The following is a 16,605-nucleotide window of genomic DNA, read 5'->3' as shown; positions in this document are numbered from 1 at the left end:
CAAGGTAACTCCGAACTATAAAATTAGCATAAAAAAAGTTTACAGAAGTTGCAAGACTCACTGTAAACTTTTTATCTCAAACCCTTGTTATATTTGATTTAAATAATCAAACTTAACAAAACTAGGTCTCAGGTAACCGTCAGAACGGGATATCGTCGTCAAAATCCATTGGTGGCTCATTGTACTGCTGCTGTGGTTGCTGCGGAGCCTGTTGTTGTGGTTGCTGTTGCTGAGGCGCATTGTACTGCTGCTGAGCTGGCTGTTGAGGCTGACCCCATCCACCTTGTTGCTGCTGTTGACCGCCCATAGGTGCGCCGCCACCTTGAGCACGACCGCCAAGCATTTGCATCACACCATTGAAGCCTTGAACAACGACTTCCGTTGAGTAGCGATCTTGGCCACTTTGATCTTGCCATTTGCGAGTTTGCAGTTGCCCTTCAATGTAGACTTGAGAGCCTTTACGCAAGTACTCACCTGCTACTTCCGCAAGTTTGCCGAACAACACAACACGGTGCCATTCCGTTTTTTCGCGCTGTTCGCCAGTCGCTTTATCACGCCATGAATCAGAAGTCGCAATAGTAATGTTTGCTACTGCACCGCCATTCGGCATGTAACGAATTTCAGGGTCGTTACCTAGATTCCCCACCAAAATAACTTTGTTAATTCCACGGCTGGCCATGATGTGCTCCGTTTCACTCTGGATATATAAAATTTTAGCGCATTAGAATAGCACGCTTTAATGTTTTGATTAAAGTCTAATACCATTGTGATCTATTGAGTCATCCTCTAGAACCCAAATCGTATTTCAACTTACGTGTGTAGCATTTTTGATTCGCGTTGCAGACATCGTTTCGTGAAGCTTTGAATTCGAACGCATTTATTCAGTAAAGCGATGGTTATGGCCTCTCTTTAATGCCAGTTTATGGCTTCTATTGAACCCAGGGAGATTGGAACACGTGAGAAAGTCGGCTTACGCAAGAAAGCTATTTCTGATCAGTATGGAAGATAATGCGCAAAAAAAAGTGGCGGCACTCGAAAAGTACGTTGATATGAGCATCCCGGTGATTTCAACCGCAGCACTCATGGAAGCCAAGCCACAACACCGTAATAAAATTCTACTGATCGACTTCAGTGAACATAAATCACTTGTTCAATCGATCAAAAACTTGCCTCTTGTATGGAAAAACTTTGAAACCGTTGTCTTCAACGTGCCTAAAAGACTAACCACGGATGAACTTCTTTCATTTGGTCAATTAAAAGGTGTGTTTTATTCTGAAGATACGCTAGAGCAAATTGGAGAAGGGTTAAAAGGCATTGTTAACGGTCAAAACTGGCTGCCGCGCAATGTAACCAGTCAACTTTTACACTATTACCGCAATGTCATTAATACTCATACTGCACCAGCTACGGTAGACCTAACCATTCGTGAGCTACAAGTACTGCGTTGCCTACAAGCTGGCGCCTCGAACAGTCAGATGGCCGAGGAGTTATTCGTCAGCGAATTCACCATCAAATCGCACTTGTATCAGATATTCAAAAAGCTATCCGTAAAGAACCGAGTACAGGCAATCGCCTGGGCAGACCAAAACTTAATGTCTTGATGCCATGTTAGCGGCTCTGATAACTGAAATGACGAGTCGCTCATCTTTTTTCCGCACCGAGTCTCACATTTTTTCCTACTTTATTCATGATTCATTGATACATCTCGTGTTAAAGTTATGCGCAGATTCTTGATAAAAACGAGATAGGATATTCCCCCAATGATAAAAAAATGTCTGTTCCCTGCTGCAGGCTATGGCACTCGTTTCCTACCGGCAACGAAATCTATGCCAAAAGAGATGATGCCAGTCGTGAACAAACCGCTTATTGAATACGGTGTCGAAGAAGCAATCCAAGCTGGTATGAACGGCATGTGTATTGTGACAGGTCGTGGCAAGCACTCGATCATGGACCACTTTGATAAGAACTACGAACTGGAACATCAGATTAGCGGTACCAACAAAGAAGAGCTGTTGGTAGATATTCGTGAAATCATTGAATCTGCAAACTTCACTTATATACGTCAACGCGAAATGAAAGGCTTGGGCCACGCGATTCTAACTGGACGAGAATTGGTAGGCGATGAGCCATTTGCTGTTGTTCTTGCTGATGACCTTTGTGTGAACGAGCAAGAGGGCGTACTGGCTCAGATGGTGGCACTATTTAAGCAGTTCCGCTGTTCTATCGTTGCAGTGCAAGAAGTACCAGCCGAAGAAACGCACAAATACGGCGTTATCTCTGGTGAAATGATCAAAGACGACATCTACCGCGTAGACGACATGGTAGAAAAACCAGAGAAAGGCACGGCGCCTAGTAACCTTGCTATCATTGGCCGCTACATCCTGACTCCCGATATTTTTGAACTGATTGAAAACACCGAACCTGGTAAAGGTGGTGAAATTCAAATCACTGACGCGCTGCTAAAACAAGCAAAAGCGGGCTGTGTATTGGCTTACAAATTCAAGGGCAAACGCTTTGACTGTGGTAGCGTTGAAGGTTACATCGAAGCAACTAACTATTGTTTTGAAAACCTGTATCTAAAAGATGAAAAAACCTCTGAGCTAGGTAAGCACGCAACACAAAAAGCAGTATAAAGCATCGTCGTAGTACGAAATTACTGTATCGAAAGCCCAGCACAACGCTGGGCTTTTTACTTTACTGTTTTTTTATCCAGTAATTTTCTTTGCACATTTCTCACACTATGTAATACTTGCCCCACTTGGTTATACATAGAGCAAAAACGATGGATAAAATAGAAGTTCGCGGTGCCCGAACCCATAACCTTAAAGACATTAATCTTACAATCCCTCGCGATAAACTGATTGTCATTACTGGACTAAGTGGCTCCGGTAAATCCTCTCTCGCTTTCGATACATTGTATGCAGAAGGCCAACGACGCTACGTAGAGTCTCTCTCTGCCTACGCTCGTCAGTTTTTGTCTCTGATGGAAAAACCCGATGTCGACCACATTGAAGGGTTATCACCTGCGATTTCTATTGAACAGAAATCTACTTCTCATAACCCGCGTTCAACCGTCGGTACAATTACCGAAGTCTACGACTACTTACGTCTATTGTATGCTCGTGTGGGCGAACCCCGCTGTCCAACGCACCATGCCCCTCTTGCTGCGCAAACCATCAGCCAAATGGTGGACAAAGTCCTAGAGATGCCGGAAGGCAGCAAAATGATGCTATTGGCGCCTATTGTCAAAGAACGTAAAGGTGAGCATGTTAAAACGCTTGAGAACTTAGCGGCTCAAGGCTTTATTCGTGCGCGTATTGATGGAGAAACTTGCGATCTTTCCGATCCTCCAACCCTTGAGCTACATAAAAAGCACACCATTGAAGTCGTGGTAGACCGCTTTAAAGTTCGTCCAGACTTACAACAGCGCTTGGCCGAATCTTTCGAGACAACACTCGAATTATCAGGCGGAATTGCGGTTGTCGCGCCAATGGATGGCGACGGTGAAGAGATTATTTTCTCCGCCAACTTCGCTTGTCCACAATGTGGTTACAGCATGCAAGAGTTAGAGCCGCGACTTTTCTCATTCAACAATCCTGCTGGTGCATGTGGCACTTGTGATGGCTTGGGTGTTCAACAATACTTCGATCCAAGCCGAGTCATTCAAGATGATTCATTAAGCTTGGCACAAGGTGCGATTCGCGGTTGGGATCAAAAGAACTACTACTACTTCCAAATGCTCACCTCATTGGCCGATCATTATGGTTTTGACCTCCATGCCCCTTTTAATTCTCTGCCAAAGAAAACGCAAGATGTCATTCTAAAGGGCTCAGGTCGTACTGAGATTGAGTTTAAATACATCAACGATCGTGGCGATATTCGCGTTAAACGCCATCCATTCGAAGGTATTCTGAATACCCTAGAACGTCGCTATCGTGATACAGAATCCAACTCTGTCCGTGAAGAGCTTGCAAAATACATCTCCACTAAATCTTGTTCAAGCTGTCGCGGTACTCGTCTACGCCTCGAAGCACGTAACGTGTTTATTGCTGATACGACACTACCTGAGATTGTTGAACTCAGCATTGCTGATGCATTGGAGTTCTTCCATTCCTTGAAACTGGAAGGTCAACGAGCCCAAATCGCTGAAAAAGTGATGAAGGAAATCAACGACCGCCTGCAATTCTTAGTTAACGTCGGTTTGAACTACCTAAACTTATCACGCAGTGCAGAAACCTTATCAGGCGGTGAAGCTCAACGTATTCGTTTAGCAAGCCAAATTGGTGCAGGTCTTGTTGGTGTCATGTACGTCTTAGATGAACCGTCGATTGGTCTCCACCAGCGTGATAATGAACGCTTATTAAAAACGCTCACTCATTTGCGCGATTTAGGTAATACCGTACTTGTGGTAGAACACGATGAAGATGCGATTCGCTGTGCAGATCATGTCATAGATATTGGTCCTGGTGCTGGCGTACATGGTGGTAATGTTGTTGCGGAAGGCACCATGGAAGAGATAATCGCAAATCCGAATTCTCTGACAGGTCAGTACTTAAGTGGTGTTAAAGAAATCGCAGTACCGAAAGATCGCACGCCGCGAGATCCGAAAAAAACGGTTGAGCTATTAGGCGCAACAGGTAATAACCTTAAAAACGTTAACCTTTCAATTCCTGTTGGGTTATTCAGCTGTATTACAGGAGTATCTGGCTCAGGTAAATCAACGCTGATTAATGATACTTTCTTTAAAATTGCGCATACCCAACTTAACGGAGCGACAACGGCTCAGCCTTCACCTTATAAATCGATTAAAGGTCTAGAGCACTTCGATAAAGTCATCGATATCGATCAAAGCCCAATTGGCCGTACACCTCGCTCTAACCCTGCAACCTATACGGGGATCTTTACACCAATCCGTGAACTGTTTGCAGGCACACAGGAGTCGCGTTCTCGCGGTTACAAGCCGGGCCGTTTTAGTTTTAACGTACGCGGTGGTCGTTGTGAGGCCTGTCAGGGTGACGGTGTTATCAAAGTAGAAATGCATTTCCTACCAGATGTTTATGTGCCATGTGATGTGTGTAAAGGTAAACGCTACAACCGTGAAACGCTCGAAGTACGTTACAAAGGTAAAACTATTGATGAAGTGCTAGAAATGACGGTCGAAGATGCACGCACCTTCTTCGATCCAGTTCCTGCCATCGCTCGCAAACTACAAACACTGATGGATGTGGGTTTGTCGTACATACGATTGGGTCAAGCGGCAACAACACTCTCCGGTGGTGAAGCACAGCGTGTGAAACTGGCGCGAGAGCTATCCAAACGTGATACAGGAAAAACCTTGTACATTTTGGATGAACCAACAACCGGCCTTCACTTCCATGATATCCAGCAGTTGCTCACTGTACTGCACAGACTTCGCGACCACGGAAATACTGTCGTGGTGATCGAGCATAACCTGGACGTCATTAAGACTGCGGACTGGATTATCGATCTTGGTCCTGAAGGGGGTCAGGGTGGCGGCGAGATAATCGCTCAAGGCACTCCGGAAGATGTGTCGCAAATCGAGGGTTCGCACACAGCTCACTTCCTCAAGCCTATGTTGAAGTAGAAAAAACAGGTAAAGTATCGAGACCAGCAAGTGCTGGTCTTTTTTCATTCAAAACAACGCAATAACTATGGCTACTATACATGTAAGTGGAACAAAGCTTTCTCCCGAAAAAGTACAGGTTCCCCTCAATCGCAAGTTTCTCATTGCCTTGGCAACACTATTTGTGTTGGCAATGCACTTTTTCATGCCCAACCCCGGCGGTTCGGGGCTTTCGCTTTCGTTCAATGCGACAACTTGGATTGCTTTTAGCTTTGCATTAGGCATTGGGTGTTACCAACTTGCGAATAATCGAGTACTACGTTACTCAAAACTAACCATCGGCTTGTTCATTAGTGCTCTTATCATGACGGTGCCCATTCTGTACCCAAATGCGAATAGCAGTTTGGCAGCCAATAAGCTCATTGGCCTGTGGTGTGGTGTCCTGTTCTTTATTGTTTTACAACAATTTCATTTCAGTAATAAACATCGCCAACGCCTATTATGGTTCATTGTCCTTGCGGTTGTTATCGAAGCCATTTTTGGTCTGACACAATATCTGTATCTCAAACCAGGCAATCCGTTTGGTTACGACACGGTGGCCAATCGTCCTTATGGTATTTTCCAACAGCCCAATGTAATGGCCAGTTTTCTTGCGACAGGGTTGGTGATTGCCAGCTATTTACTTGCACGTCAGCCCTACAAATACGATCGTAAGTTAAGCGATGTTTACCTTCTCTATGCCGTACCAGTTTTAACTTTACCACTAATTGTGGCGTTGGCTTCACGCACTGGTTGGTTAGCCTCGGTCATCGCCGTGTTGTTGGTCATTCCATACATGTACCGCTTTGCAACCAAAGGGCGCTTTATCCGCTGGGTTGTGTCACTTGTAAGTGGGCTCTTACTCTCAGTCGTTGTCATGCATCTTGCCTTTCCTGATGGAGGTGGGTTAGCCGCAGAAAAAGTAAATATGGAGTCTCCTCGAGCGTATACTTTTCCGCAAACATTAGACATGGTGATTGAAAAGCCTTTTACTGGTTATGGATATGGCAAGTTTGAATCTGAGTACATGCTGTATACGGCTCGTCAACATGCCCTTAATGAGAATTACCCAGCAGGTTTGCCTGCCATGGATCATCCGCATAACGAGCTGCTTTACTGGGGAGTAGAAGGTGGCTTACTGCCAATACTCGGCATCTTCTTAGCGATGGCACTGGTACTGTATCGAATCTATCAAGCCAAACGCGGAACTCGTCTTGCGTTGCTGGGCTTGTTTATACCTATCGTATTGCACTCACAACTGGAATACCCTTTCTACCACTCTCTCGTGCATTGGTTGATCTTCGTTATCCTACTGTACTGGGTCGATCAGCGCGTCTCTCGTTATCGACAAGTTGGCTTTAGTAATGTAACCAAAAGCTTGCTGCGTGTTTTTAGTTTGGTACTTCCCGTTGCGTTTACGTTTTACATGGTAAGCGCATTACATACGAACTATGTATTGACGAAGTTTGAGACCACTAGACCAACTAACCCTGATATTCTGAATCAAGTCAGTAACCCTGTAGTTTGGAAAGACAGATTTGATTGGGATGTCTATAGCACGTTTTTAAACCTTGGGCTGTACCAACAAGACGCAACCTTGATTCAGCCTTATATCGATTGGTCGCTAAAAATCATCAAAGATAAGCCTCGCCCTGCATTTTATAATAATTTGATTTTGGCCTACCAAGGCTTAGATGACTCAAGTAAAGCGGAGCAAATTAGAGCTGAAGCGCAGTTTTTGTTCCCGAAGATTGATTTCAGTGACGTCAATTACCAACCACCTTCTCAAGCAATCTCTGCCTCACCAGCCCCCACTTCAGGTGAATAGTAATAAGTACAAAAAAGCGAAGGGATGACCTTCGCTTTTCTTCATCTCATTGCTGTATGATTTTATTCAGTGAGTGACTCTTCTAACGCTTTTAAGCACAGCGCAACGTTTTCAGATCGAGCGCCGTAACCCATTAAGCCAATACGCCACGCTTTACCAGCTAATGCCCCAAGGCCTGCACCAATTTCTAGGTTATAGGTTTCTAGCAAGTGAGCACTAACTTTTGCTTCATCAATTCCTTCAGGCACGTAAATCGCATTTAATTGTGGCAACCGATGGGCTTCGTCCACAACAAATTTAAAGCCTAACTTTTGTAAGCCATTTTTGAGTTTTTCATGCATCAGTTGGTGACGAGCCCAAGCGTTTTCTAATCCTTCATTTTTCAGTATCAATAAAGCTTCATGAAGCGCATACAAGCTATTAACTGGCGCCGTATGATGGTAACTACGCTTGCCTTCTCCACTCCAATACCCCAAAACTAAACTCTGATCGAGGAACCAACTCTGTACTGGTGTTGTTCTTGCTTGAATCTTTTCAATCGCGGCAGTAGAAAACGTCACTGGTGAGAGCCCTGGTACACATGACAAACATTTTTGACTGCCAGAGTAAACCGCATCCAGTTGCCATTCATCCACTTTTAACGGCACACCACCAAGCGATGTCACCGCATCAACAATAGATAATGCATTATGCTGTTTCGCCAGCTTACCCAATGCTTGAGCATCACTGACTGCACCAGTTGAGGTTTCCGCATGCACAAAAGCAAGAATTTTTGTATCTGGGTGCTGTTCGAGTGCTTGCTCGACTTTATCAATGGAAACAGGCGTCCCCCATTCATCATCGACGATAACAACTTCGCCACCAGCACGGACGACATTTTCGCGCATGCGTTCACCAAATACACCGTTACGGCAGACGATCACTTTGTCGCCTTTCTCGATCAAGTTTACAAAGCAGGTTTCCATCCCTGCGCTACCAGGCGCTGAAACCGCAATAGTGAACTCATTGTCAGTTTGAAAGGCATACTTCAATAGCTGCTTGAGCTCATCCATCATACCGATAAACAGAGGATCAAGGTGACCTACCGTAGGACGGCTTAGTGCTTGTAACACTTGAGGATAAATATCAGAAGGACCAGGTCCCATTAAAATACGGTGAGGCGGAATAAAGCTTTGGATCGACATGTCAGCTCCTTGATTATCTTTTATCCTGAGCATTCTAAAAGTTCTATTCAATAACATGGCTCAGGTGTAGGGTTCTTCACCCTAATAGATTTTTCCTCTATCAGCAATTAGCCGTAAGTATGGAGGTCAAACCAGTGTCACAAAATCGTTAATAAAAAACACCATAAAGGTTGAAATATTGATTGACATTAAGGCCTCAAAACCGTTCAATGTTTGAGCTTTATGTAGAAGAGGAGCGCTACCCAGGTAGATGATTTGTGGAACCGCAATTCCAACACCAATCATTGAGGGGGAGTAGTGCCGAGGTAAGTCAAAGTTGCAGGATTTGACTTGTCGGTTGAATTGGGCTGAATCCCATCAACTGTCATCAGCGCAGTCTGATGAAGGGCTTCTGAGGGTAAATTTTTCAAATAGCATTCTAAATACCTCTCTTTTTGCTCTGTTCCTTTTCTCACTAAACATTGGATGTACAATTTTTTAGGAAGTCGTGGGAGAACGCAGTGAGCGCATTTAACGTAGCTAAATTCGGTGGAACCAGTGTTGCCAACTTTGAGGCAATGAGTCGTTGCGCCACCATTATCGAAAACAATCCAAATACTCGCCTGGTCGTGAGCAGCGCTTGCTCTGGCGTCACCAACCTATTGGTAGAACTCGCCAACGGCGTTCAGGATCAAACGCACCGTACTGAGCTGCTGCAAAATCTGGCCAACATTCATGACGCCATTTTAACTCAGCTCGAAGACAGCACGAAAACTGCTGCCGAGGTGTATGGCATATTAGATACCGTAACCAGCCTGGCCGAGGCTGCATCTATCCAAGCTAGTGCGAAGTTAACCGATCATTTAGTCGCATGTGGTGAACTCATGTCGACGCACATTCTAACTCAGTTAATGTGTGAGCGAGGCATTCAAGCAGTGCGCTTTGATATCCGCGATGTGCTGCGTACTGATGACAACTTTGGTCGCGCGGAGCCAAACATTGAAGCAATTTCGACGCTTGCGCAAGATAAACTCGTACCACTTTGCCAACAATCCGTTGTTGTTACTCAAGGCTTCATAGGATCTGACGAAGCCGGTAATACAACAACATTAGGTCGAGGGGGCAGCGATTACAGCGCCGCCTTAATTGCTGAGAGCGTTAAAGCGGCAGGGCTAGAAATCTGGACTGATGTTCCGGGTATCTACACAACAGACCCGCGAATTGCACCAAAAGCCTCACCAATTCCCGAGATCAGCTTTAGTGAAGCTTCAGAAATGGCTAACTTTGGCGCTAAAATCCTTCACCCTTCTACGCTAGTACCTGCATTGCGCCACGACATTCCGGTATTTGTGGGGTCATCGAAAGAGCCTGAAAAAGGGGGAACTTGGATTCGCCACCAAGTCGAAAGCTCACCGTTATTCCGTGCGCTAGCTTTGCGTTGTAACCAAACCATGGTAACGCTACGCAGCGCCAATATGTTCCACGCATACGGCTTCTTAGCAAAGGTCTTTGAGATCCTTGCAAAGCATAAGATATCTGTCGATTTGATCACAACATCTGAAATCAGTGTATCGTTAACACTTGATCAAACCGATACATCCGGCGGCGCGCCGCAGCTGCCGCAAGCTGTACGAGAAGAGTTAGAAGAGTTATGTAAGGTAGAAGTTGAACGTGACCTATGCCTCGTTGCTCTCATTGGTAACAACATGAGTGAGAGTAAAGGCTACGCGAAACAGGTTTTTGGCACGCTAGAAGATTTTAACCTACGCATGATTTGTTATGGCGCTAGCCCTCACAACTTATGCTTCTTGCTCCATGAATCAGTATCGAAACAAGCCATACAAAAACTCCACACTGAGTTGTTTGAGAAGTAAGTTCAACTCAATAAAACAAAGGGCTGCGTATCTGCAGCCCTTTGTCGTTTCATTAGTTGTTACATTTGGACGAGGTAAACATCAATTTAACCGTTAATGTTTGGCCCTAACCATTTTTCAGCCTCGATCCTATCCCACCCCTTACGATCGGCGTAACTCTCTAGCTGATCTTCTTGGATCTGTGCGATCGCAAAGTAACGTGAGTCAGGATGAGAGAAATACCAACCAGAGACTGACGCGCCCGGATACATTGCATAGCTGGAGGTTAGAGTCATGCCAATATTCTCTTCCACATTAAGTAGCTCCCAAAGCGGTCCTTTTTCAGTATGCTCAGGGCACGCTGGATAACCTGGTGCAGGGCGAATACCTTGGTATTTTTCACGAATGAGATCATCGTTAGATAAATCTTCATCCGCAGCATAACCCCAAATTTCTTTACGGACACGCTCATGCAAATACTCAGCAAACGCTTCGGCTAGGCGATCCGCCACCGCTTGAATCATAATTGCGTTGTAATCATCTCCCTGTGCTTTGTATTCATCAGCAAGCTCTCGTTCACCAATACCACCAGTGACAGCAAATGCCCCTATCCAATCATGTTTACCCGACTCTTTAGGTGCGATGTAGTCGGATAAACAATAGTTGAATCCTTTTGGTTTCTCGGTCTGTTGTCGCAAGTTACGTAATACTTTCACAACGTCGGTACGAGTTTCATCAGCATAAACTTCAATGTCGTCCCCCACGCTCGCAGCAGGGAATAAGCCACACATTCCACGCGCTTTTAACAGGCCTTCTCGCTCAACTCGATCAAGTAACTCGTTGGCATCTTCGAATAAACGTTTTGCTTCTTCACCAACTTCTTCATGTTGGAAAATTGTTGGATACTTACCCACAAGTGACCAAGTCATAAAGAATGGTGTCCAATCGATGTATTGACGTAATATAGCCACATCAAAATCATCGAAGATATGAATGCCAGGCTTAACAGGCACTGGAGGAGTATAAGCTTCCCAATCGATCGCAACTTTATTCGCTCGAGCCGCTTCTAATGTCACTGGTTTGGTTCTCGGTTTCTTTCGATTATGTTGATCACGTACTCGTTCGTAATCAGCTTGAAGTTTTTCAACAAATTCAGGGCGACGTTCATCTGACAGAAGAGAAGTACATACGCCCACTGCACGTGAGGCGTTGTTCACGTAAACCACTGGATGCTTGTAATTTTGCTCAATCTTAACTGCTGTATGGGCTTTTGACGTTGTTGCGCCACCGATGAGAAGAGGTAAGTTAAAGTCGAGACGCTCCATCTCTTTTGCAACATGCACCATTTCGTCTAATGAAGGCGTGATCAACCCTGATAAACCAATAATATCGACGTTTTCTTCTTGCGCTACTTTTAAGATCTTTTCGCAAGGAACCATGACACCAAGATCGATAATTTCGTAGTTATTGCACTGCAATACAACGCCAACGATATTTTTCCCGATATCATGTACATCACCTTTGACCGTCGCTAGCAAAATCTTACCGTTTGTTTGTCCCACCTGCTTTTCTGCATTGATGTAGGGCTCCAGATGCGCGACTGCTTGCTTCATCACTCGTGCAGATTTTACGACCTGAGGAAGGAACATTTTACCTTCACCAAACAAGTCTCCGACGACGTTCATCCCATCCATTAGTGGGCCTTCAATCACCTCTAATGGCTTTGAAGCGTTGACACGAGCCTCTTCGGTATCATCAACGATGAACTCAGTTATTCCTTTCACTAACGCGTGCTCTAAGCGCTTTTCAACAGGCCAAGTTCTCCACTCAAGTGCAGAGGCATCCTCCTCTTTACCTACCCCTTTGCCTGCATATTCCGCCGCGATATCTAACAATCTCTCAGTGGCGTCATCACGACGGTTAAGAACGACATCTTCCACAGCCTCACGCAATTTTTCAGGCACGTTATCGTAGATTTCTAACTGACCCGCATTCACAATCCCCATATCCATACCATTTTTAAAACAGTGGTAGAGGAACACCGCGTGAATCGCTTCACGTACATAGTTATTGCCACGGAAAGAGAATGAGACGTTAGAAACACCACCCGAGATCATCGCATGTGGTAAATCACGTTTGATATCGCCAACGGCTTCAATGAAATCCACCGCATAGTTATTATGCTCCTCGATCCCCGTAGCAATGGCAAAAATGTTTGGGTCAAAAATGATGTCTTCTGGTGGAAAGCCCACTTCATCAACAAGAATTCGGTAAGCGTTGGTACAAATTTCTACTTTGCGCTCACGTGTATCTGCTTGCCCAATCTCATCAAACGCCATCACAATCACAGCCGCACCGTAACGGCGGATCAACTTAGCTTGTTCAACGAATTTCTCTTTGCCTTCTTTGAGAGAGATCGAGTTAACAATGCCTTTGCCTTGGATGCACTTAAGACCGGCTTCAATAACCTCCCACTTGGAAGAGTCAACCATGATTGGTACTTTTGAGATTTCAGGTTCTGACGCACAAAGGTTTAAAAAGCGAACCATACAAGCTTGTGCATCCAACATGCCTTCATCCATGTTGATATCGATAATTTGAGCGCCATTTTCAACTTGTTGACGAGCCACATCGAGCGCTTCATCGTACAGCTCTTCTTTAATCAAGCGCTTAAAACGCGCAGAACCGGTTACATTCGTACGCTCACCGACATTGATAAATAAAGAGTCTTTATCAATCGCGAGTGGCTCTAAGCCAGACAAGCGACAAGCAACGGGAAGTTCAGGTAATTGACGAGGGGCGATATTTTCAACCGCGAGTGCCATTTGGCGAATGTGCTCAGGAGTTGTACCACAACACCCACCAATCAAGTTTAAAAAGCCACTTTGAGCCCACTCTTTAACATGCTTAGCCATATCTTCTGGCGACAAATCGTATTCGCCGAATGCATTCGGAAGCCCAGCATTTGGGTGAGCGGAAACAAAAGATTCTGATATACGAGAGAGCTCTTCAACATAAGGACGCAGCTCATCTGGACCAAGTGCACAGTTCAAACCAAACGAAATCGGTTTAACATGACGTAATGAGTTGTAAAACGCTTCTGTGGTTTGACCGGATAATGTCCGACCGGAAGCATCAGTAATAGTCCCCGAGATCATCACAGGTAACTCAATACCCATCTCTTCAAACACACTTTCAACAGCAAATGAACAAGCCTTAGCGTTAAGCGTATCGAAGATGGTCTCGATAAGAATAAGGTCTGAACCACCTTTAATAAGCGCTCGAGTCGATTCAGAGTAAGCCTCAACTAACTCGTCGAAAGAAACATTTCGATATCCGGGGTCATTTACATCAGGAGAAATAGAACAAGTTCGGTTTGTTGGCCCTAAAACCCCTGCGACATAACGTGGTTTATCGGGTGTTTTTGCGGTCCATTCGTCTGCAACTTCACGTGCAAGCTTGGCAGCTGCAAAGTTAATTTCTTCACTTAGGCTTTCCATCTCGTAGTCAGCCATCGCAATGGTTGTTGCGTTAAAAGTGTTGGTCTCAAGAATATCTGCACCCGCTTCTAAATATGCAGCGTGAATTTCCTTGATAAGTTGAGGCTGACTTAGAACCAACAGGTCGTTGTTACCTTTTAGATCACAATGCCAATCCGCAAAGCGCGTTCCTCGATAGTCTTGCTCTTCAAGTTTGTACCCTTGAATCATGGTTCCCATACCACCATCAATCAAAAGAATACGTTGCTTCAATTGAGCTTCAATCTGTTGTCTTACGTTACTTCCCACAGTACAGCCTCATTCCTTTAGTTATCTTTCCATCCTATCACACAAACTTCAGGAGTCTAGACGTCTAAACGTGGAATTAATGATTATTTTATCTCCTTCTTAACTTACAAAATAATCACGAAAAAATGTTTGCTATTTAAGCAGCATCAGCCGAGAATTCCATTCATAAAATGTTACAAATAGAGAGCTCTATGTCGGTCTATCATACTTTATGTTTTCTATCCGCAGCTGCGATGCTAATTGCTTTTGTAAACAGCAAGATAGGAAAGATGCAAACCACCATTGCGATTACCGCAGGTTCAATGGTGCTTTCACTTCTAATCTTAATTGCGGGTCAAAACAACTGGTTCCATCTCACCGAAATTGCGACGGAGACGGTCACAAGGATTAACTTCGAAGATTTCTTGCTCAAAGGCATTCTTGGCTTCTTACTATTTGCTGGTGGACTAGGCATCAAACTCCCGAACCTTAAAGATCAAAAGTGGGAGATCACTGTTTTAGCCCTTGGAGCCACACTGTTTTCCACGTTCTTTATTGGATTTGCACTGTATGGGTTTTGTCAGTTAATTGGCATCCAATTTGATTTGGTCTACTGCTTACTATTTGGTGCTCTAATATCGCCAACTGACCCAATCGCTGTATTGGCTATTGTGAAAAAACTAGATGCTCCTAAACGTATCTCCACTCAGATTGAAGGAGAATCGCTCTTCAATGATGGCTTCGGTTTGGTTATCTTCGTCACTCTATTTACGATTGCATTTGGCACTGAGGCACCAACTGTAGGTAGTGTCACCTTGCTCTTCATCCAAGAAGCTATCGGTGGTATCACATATGGTTTCGTCCTCGGTTTGCTATTCCACTACTTGATCAGTGCCACCGATGATCACTCAATGGAATTGTTACTTACCATTGGTGTCCCAACAGCAGGTTACGCATTTGCTGAATACATCCATGTATCAGGCCCACTCGCGATGGTTGTATCCGGTATTATGATTGGCAACTGGACACGCTTTATTGGCTTTTCAAAAGAGAGTGAAGATCACCTTGACCATTTTTGGGAGCTTGTTGATGAGTTCTTGAATGGCGTGTTATTCCTACTGATCGGCATGTCGATGCTGCTATTTGAATTCCACAAAGAAGACTGGATTATGATGGCTATTTCAGTCCCTCTTGTACTAGCAGCTCGCTATTTAAGCGTATTTCTCTCGTACATTGGCTTTAAGCGTTACAGAAAATATAACCCGTGGTCAGTACGTATTTTGACGTGGGGCGGCTTACGCGGGGGCCTTGCATTGGCAATGGCACTTTCCATTCCATCTGGTATTTGGGTGATTCAAGATAAGTTAATCGATGTAAAAGAGATTATTCTTGTAATGACCTACTCCGTCGTTGTTTTCTCTATCCTCATTCAAGGCTCAACAATCACCCCAATGATTGAAAAAGCAAAAGCAGAAGAGAAGAAGATGGAAGAGAACAACCAAGCAATAACCACTCCGGAACATACGGAGCCAGTGGACTCTTAAAGACACGTAACTTAATAAATAAAAAGCAGCTACCTAGCTGCTTTTTTCATAACTAATTTTCAGACTCCCCTTCAAGGACGAGTGCTCCTTATTCTTTGATATACCTTCAAATATACTAAGAATCGCTACGCTGCATTTTCATAGATACTAACTATTGCCGATAGATAGTATTCATAGACGAGCCTTTTAATTTACCCATTTATCACTTCTCTTCTCTTCTCTTCTCTTCTCTTCTCTTCTCTTCTCTTCTCTTCTCTTGGCAATATAGGCTCCTCGCAAATATCAAAGCTAAACTTCCACAATACTTAGCAATGAGCGAGTTTGTATTTTTATGAGAAAGATACATTTAGGGTGATTGCGTTCAGAACCCAAACAGGTTAGCAATCTCACCAAGATAAAACTGAGCTAGCATTCAGGTAGATCAAAGCCTTAACAGAAATTTAGTCCCCCTCTCTCTTGATCTCAGTGAGACTAAACTTGTATTCAAAGTCGTCCTGTTTTCAAAATTGGAACAAGTGACACCTCAAACAATTAAACTCTGTCACATACCTAGATTTTCTAATATCGAACAAAAGGAGCTTTGGTGAATGAAGAGGCTCAAAACTAGCGCTCGAGACTGCAGGAACCACACAAAACTGCGTTCCACTTCACTCAAACAGGGCTTAGAAAGCATCGCCAGAGGGAAGCCGGCCTCTCGATGCAAGGTTTCAATATGAAAGTGGTTTTAAGGTAAGTCGGCGAACCGAAACAAAAAAAGCCTCAGTCTTTCGACTGAGGCTTAATATAAGTGGCGGAGTGGACGGGACTCGAACCCGCGACCCCCGGCG

Annotated in this window: 9 protein-coding genes and 1 riboswitch; of the genes, 6 read left to right on the top strand and 3 right to left on the bottom strand. The window is 44.4% G+C overall.

All coding sequences use genetic code 11. The annotated features are described in order from the left end of the window. Window positions 1–139: 139 nt before the first annotated feature. The gene (locus R7E78_RS21715) at window positions 140–679 is read right to left on the bottom strand and encodes a single-stranded DNA-binding protein (protein WP_005387798.1); all 540 of its coding nucleotides are present in this window, start codon (window positions 677–679) and stop codon (window positions 140–142) included. Window positions 680–956: 277 nt separating this feature from the next. Between R7E78_RS21715 and R7E78_RS21710 the strand changes: the two genes are divergently transcribed. From R7E78_RS21710 to R7E78_RS21695, 4 genes are all read left to right on the top strand, one after another. Further along, entirely contained in the window at window positions 957–1,601 is a 645-nt protein-coding gene (locus tag R7E78_RS21710; protein WP_005381237.1) for a LuxR C-terminal-related transcriptional regulator, read from the top strand. Window positions 1,602–1,760: 159 nt separating this feature from the next. Next, window positions 1,761–2,633: a UTP--glucose-1-phosphate uridylyltransferase GalU gene (gene galU, locus R7E78_RS21705; protein ID WP_005381239.1), complete on the top strand. Its 873-nt coding sequence runs from the start codon at window positions 1,761–1,763 to the stop codon at window positions 2,631–2,633. Window positions 2,634–2,782: 149 nt separating this feature from the next. Next, the gene (uvrA, locus tag R7E78_RS21700; RefSeq protein WP_262640745.1) at window positions 2,783–5,605 is read left to right on the top strand and encodes an excinuclease ABC subunit UvrA; all 2,823 of its coding nucleotides are present in this window, start codon (window positions 2,783–2,785) and stop codon (window positions 5,603–5,605) included. Window positions 5,606–5,672: 67 nt separating this feature from the next. Next, window positions 5,673–7,451 (top strand): PglL family O-oligosaccharyltransferase, encoded by a 1,779-nt coding sequence (locus R7E78_RS21695; RefSeq protein WP_171344983.1) that lies wholly within the window; start codon window positions 5,673–5,675, stop codon window positions 7,449–7,451. Window positions 7,452–7,513: 62 nt separating this feature from the next. Here R7E78_RS21695 and R7E78_RS21690 read toward each other — a convergent pair whose 3' ends face one another. After that, complete coding sequence (locus R7E78_RS21690) at window positions 7,514–8,635, bottom strand: pyridoxal-phosphate-dependent aminotransferase family protein (protein WP_262640746.1); 1,122 nt, start codon at window positions 8,633–8,635, stop codon at window positions 7,514–7,516. A 220-nt stretch (window positions 8,636–8,855) separates the two neighbouring features. Further along, a riboswitch (Lysine riboswitch) is annotated at window positions 8,856–9,034 on the top strand. Between the two features lie 101 nt (window positions 9,035–9,135). Between R7E78_RS21690 and lysC the strand changes: the two genes are divergently transcribed. After that, entirely contained in the window at window positions 9,136–10,488 is a 1,353-nt protein-coding gene (gene lysC, locus R7E78_RS21685) for a lysine-sensitive aspartokinase 3 (RefSeq protein WP_053350596.1), read from the top strand. Window positions 10,489–10,574: 86 nt separating this feature from the next. On the opposite strand, the gene metH is transcribed toward lysC, so the two are convergent. After that, window positions 10,575–14,255 (bottom strand): methionine synthase, encoded by a 3,681-nt coding sequence (metH, locus tag R7E78_RS21680; RefSeq protein ID WP_154204997.1) that lies wholly within the window; start codon window positions 14,253–14,255, stop codon window positions 10,575–10,577. Between the two features lie 191 nt (window positions 14,256–14,446). On the opposite strand from metH, the gene R7E78_RS21675 reads away from it, so the two are divergent. Continuing rightward, window positions 14,447–15,778, top strand: a complete 1,332-nt coding sequence (locus R7E78_RS21675) for a cation:proton antiporter (RefSeq protein WP_053306797.1) — start codon at window positions 14,447–14,449, stop codon at window positions 15,776–15,778. Window positions 15,779–16,605 lie beyond the last annotated feature (827 nt).

Source organism: Vibrio sp. YT-19(2023) (assembly GCF_033337395.1).
This window is presented reverse-complemented; position numbering and strand designations above follow the sequence as displayed.

Bases quoted from the DNA above. Each gene is read 5' to 3' on its own strand.
- R7E78_RS21715 (WP_005387798.1), bottom strand. From the start codon at position 679: ATGGCCAGCCGTGGAATTAACAAAGTTATTTTGGTGGGGAATCTAGGT.
- galU (WP_005381239.1), top strand. From the start codon at position 1,761: ATGATAAAAAAATGTCTGTTCCCTGCTGCAGGCTATGGCACTCGTTTC.
- uvrA (WP_262640745.1), top strand. From the start codon at position 2,783: ATGGATAAAATAGAAGTTCGCGGTGCCCGAACCCATAACCTTAAAGAC.
- R7E78_RS21695 (WP_171344983.1), top strand. From the start codon at position 5,673: ATGGCTACTATACATGTAAGTGGAACAAAGCTTTCTCCCGAAAAAGTA.
- R7E78_RS21690 (WP_262640746.1), bottom strand. From the start codon at position 8,635: ATGTCGATCCAAAGCTTTATTCCGCCTCACCGTATTTTAATGGGACCT.
- R7E78_RS21675 (WP_053306797.1), top strand. From the start codon at position 14,447: ATGTCGGTCTATCATACTTTATGTTTTCTATCCGCAGCTGCGATGCTA.